Annotated in this window: 3 protein-coding genes; 1 reads left to right on the forward strand and 2 read right to left on the reverse strand. The window is 66.8% G+C overall.

Annotated elements, in window-relative coordinates; all coding sequences use genetic code 11:
- The first annotated feature begins 576 nt into the window (after nucleotides 1–576).
- Nucleotides 577–1,041 (forward strand): DUF4190 domain-containing protein, encoded by a 465-nt coding sequence (locus tag P3H15_RS53245; protein WP_276144704.1) that lies wholly within the window; start codon nucleotides 577–579, stop codon nucleotides 1,039–1,041.
- Nucleotides 1,042–1,322: 281 nt separating this feature from the next.
- Here the strand turns inward: P3H15_RS53245 and P3H15_RS53250 are convergent, their stop codons facing one another.
- A complete protein-coding gene (locus P3H15_RS53250) occupies nucleotides 1,323–1,976 on the reverse strand; it encodes a TetR/AcrR family transcriptional regulator (protein WP_276144705.1) in 654 nt (217 codons plus the stop codon).
- Between the two features lie 115 nt (nucleotides 1,977–2,091).
- Complete coding sequence (locus P3H15_RS53255; RefSeq protein WP_276144706.1) at nucleotides 2,092–2,379, reverse strand: hypothetical protein; 288 nt, start codon at nucleotides 2,377–2,379, stop codon at nucleotides 2,092–2,094.
- Nucleotides 2,380–3,633: the final 1,254 nt, after the last annotated feature.

Genomic DNA, 3,633 nt, shown 5'->3' on the forward strand with positions numbered 1-3,633 from the left:
ATGCTTCGTCGGGACTCCGGTACCCGCGGGACGAGGTTTGGCGCGGCGGGCCGGATGTGGCCGATGTTTCCTCGGCCGGTGACGACCGTAACGGCCGAACGCCACAATGTCACCATTTGATAACGCGGAGTGTCTTCGCCTGCTGCAGGGCCGCATTGACCGCGCGAGGACCCTTCCCAGCTCGCGGCGACGAGACACCGGTATCGCCGTCCCGTTGCCCTTCCGTTACCCGGCCGTTATGTGAGAGAGCTCACAGCGTTACGGAGCGTCGACCGTACCGAGGGGCATGAGCGTCGCAGGTCGGTCGCGAGCCGAAGGTGCGTTCGGTCACGACGCGTTCGTGTCGTGGGTGGGAGGTGCTGGTCGGGGTCGGACGAGCAACCCGAATCCGGGCACGTGTGACGGGGCGACTGAAGATCGACACCGCCGCACTGCCATCGCACTCCGGGTTGGAAACGGTCCGATCTGGGCACGCGTCCCCCACGTGCCACCGCTCGACGAGCGGGGACGCAACCCCGCCCGGTACGAACGGGAGGGGTGACCGCGCACAGGCCCGATTCCGACACGGAGGTAGCAATGAACAGACCACTGACCGGCCGCGACGGCGACGACCCGCGCCGGGTGGAGCCCGGGATCGAGGGCCGTCCCGTCGATGGACGTCCCGTGGCGGTCGAGGAGCAGCGGGTGGTGACCAAGCCCGCTCGGACCAGTGCGGCCGCGGCGTTCGCGCTCGCGTTCGGGGTGGCCGCTTTCGTGTGTGTGCTGGTCGTGATCCTTTCCCCGGTCGGGCTGATCCTGGGCATCGTCGGGCTGGTCCTCGGGATTCTCGGGCTGCGGGCGGCTCGCCGGGTGGGGATCACCGGCAAGGGTGTCGCGATCGCCGGCCTGGTGCTGAGCGCGCTGGCGATCGTCATCTCGATCGCCTTCGCCGCCGGGATGGTCACCGTCCTCAACAACGACAGTGCCGTCGACCGTATCGAGCAGCAAGTGGACAAGATGCGCGACAAACTCCCCGATCACGTCGAGGTCCCACAGCCCTGACATCCCCGCCTGCCCGCCGGTTTGTTGCGGTGTCGGCAGTGGTCAGGAGATCTGCTGTCCTGGTGCCGGCGTGTTCCGCGGTGGCCGGGGTGGCGGTACCGATGGGAGTGTTGGTCGGGTCCGCCTACGGCAGTCTGATGTGGGCGTGTGTGACCGGTGTCGGTCTCGCTGCCGCGATCGTCGTGGCTGCGGCGGGGATCCGTTGGTGAAGTCTGCTTCGGCGTCGTTCCTCGCTCACCTCGTTCCCGAGGAGGTGTTTGCGGAAGCGGCGAGGCGGTCGCCTACCCGGTTGCTGAGGGTTCGCGAGCCTTGGCGGCAAGGATCTGCACGAGGTCGTCGAGGGCGGCGAGGGCGGCATCGCTGTCTCGGTCGACCAGCCAGCGCAACACCAGCCCGTTCATGCCCGCGAGCGCGAACCGGGCGACCTGATCGACCGGGGTCGCCCACTCGACACCGGCGCGGCTCGCGCAGAGGGTGAGAAACGCGACGGTTTCGGCGTCCATGACGTCGTACTGCTGCCGGGCGATCGCCCCGGCTGCGTCGTTGCCGGCCCTGCGCTGCCGTAGCGCGTGGGCGGTGATCTCGTAGGTCAACAGCTGGCGGTGGGGGGTGGCTTCGATGATCGGCCACAGTCCGCGGATTCCGGCGCGCAGCAGATCCGCGAGGGCCGCGGTCCCGGACAGCCCACCGGGTTCGGTGTACTGCCCGAACGCCGTCCGCATTCCCTCGTTTACCTGCAGAATCTGGGTTTGCGCGAGGTGGGTGAGGAGGGTGTCCTTGTCGGTGAAGTGATAGTGCACCACTCCCATCGAGACTCCGGCCGCGGCGGCGAGGGGGCGCACCGTCAGCGCGGCGATCCCCTGCTCTGCCGCGATCGTCAACGCCGCCTCGATCAGTTGGGCGCGACGCTGGTCGGCGGGAAGCTTCTTGCCCATGTGCTGAGCGTAAAGGGCCGTGGCGGTCGCCCGACGCGGGACGACATCGTCGTCACCGGTGTCACGTGCAGTGCCCGGGCCCCCGGACACGCCGGCGTGCGGCGGACGGGCCGTTCTACCCCACGACGATCAGCACGCCGACGAACGCCAGCGCGATGCCCGAGGCCGCGCCGCAGATCGCCCACGCTCTCGTCGCGACCCGGGGCCAATCCGGGCCGGAAGGCACCTTGTCCGCGGTGAGCACCCCCGACCGCGCTCCGGACCCGGCACCCGCGGCCCGCCGGGCCGCCAGCTGACGGCGGGAGCGCCGGGACCGCGCGTCCGCGGTGACCGCCGCCGCGAGAGACAGCGCAACCACCAGCAACGTCACGACCAACGCCGCGACCATCCAGCCCATGTTCATACCGAGCACTCGTACCTTCTTGTTTCCCGGGTTCCGTCGCTGTCGACGCGGCCAACCCACTCCGTCCCACCCGGCCGTTGTATCGCCCCGGGAAGGCATGCGTTGCAGCTGCCGCCAAAGGATTTTCGTTCGGGCGCTCAGGGGCCGCTCAAGGCCGAAAATTTATCTCACGCCCACCCTCCTCGGATTACCAGAGGGTTTCCCGATTCTGATCAGTCGTCCATTTCACATTTTGAGCGATCGTCCAGAATAAATGGTCTTTCGTCCAGTTCGAAAAACTCAACCAATTTCGGATTTTATGAAACATCGGAGGTGTCTGCGGGCGATATGTGAGTAAGCGGGATCGACGATTCCGTGGATGACAAAACGGAGACGAGGAGTGACGATTTCATGGGTTCTGCAGGTGTTGACTTTTCCGTCGCGTTCGAGGCGTTCCTGAAGTGGCTGAGCGTCATGTTCGGCGGCGGCATCGGAATCAGTTGATCGGCCGGAAACGGCCCTGACGCGGCGGTGGCTCGGCTTACCAGGTGGGAGCCGAGCCGCCGCCATGAGCAGGCAACTGCCCCCGAGACCAGCATGGATAGTGCGGGTGCCGCATCTGGGGCACGCGAGAGCGGCTGACCGCGCACGGGCAGTCGGCGGCCGTCCCACCCGATCGGTCCTGGTGCGGGTCCACATTGCCGACACCGGTGCGGGTCACCCGGCGGAATGCTCACCGACACCAGGGGCGGGATCCGAACAATTGCTCGAGCGGGACCGGAATATCGCCGTTCGTGCGCCGAGAAAAGCTACCGGTGTCAGAAAATTATCCCGGCACTCGAATGAAGTTCGTGCACGAATTCGCAATTCGCCGACACATCGCCGCCGCCTGCCGAATTCGGCTCGCGGGGTCGGGAGGTCTATATGGCAGGCTCGGTGAACCCGCCTCAGTTCCTCGGCGACGGTGAGTCCCGTGGCGACCGTGAACTCGACTCCGTCGATGACTGCGTCCAGAAACACGTGGCCGATCAGGTCGGCCCCCGCCCCGAATCGGGCGTCGAAACTCCACCCCTCACACAAAAGCACGACGACACGGGAAAGGTGGCCAGATGAGCACCGCACAGATGAACCGGATGGTGTCCTTCGAACTGCGCTGGTACAGCCACGGCGGCGGCCCGGAAGAGAAAATCCTGGCGGACTTCGGGATGAGCACCACCGACTTCTTCCGGGAACTGCACACCAACCTCGAACTCGACCCGCCGACACCGCTGCAAC

It is taken from the genome of Rhodococcus sp. T2V, from assembly GCF_029269925.1.
GTDB lineage: Bacteria > Actinomycetota > Actinomycetes > Mycobacteriales > Mycobacteriaceae > Rhodococcus_F > Rhodococcus_F koreensis.

Bases quoted from the DNA above. Each gene is read 5' to 3' on its own strand.
- P3H15_RS53245 (WP_276144704.1), top strand. From the start codon at position 577: ATGAACAGACCACTGACCGGCCGCGACGGCGACGACCCGCGCCGGGTG.
- P3H15_RS53250 (WP_276144705.1), bottom strand. From the start codon at position 1,976: ATGGGCAAGAAGCTTCCCGCCGACCAGCGTCGCGCCCAACTGATCGAG.
- P3H15_RS53255 (WP_276144706.1), bottom strand. From the start codon at position 2,379: ATGAACATGGGCTGGATGGTCGCGGCGTTGGTCGTGACGTTGCTGGTG.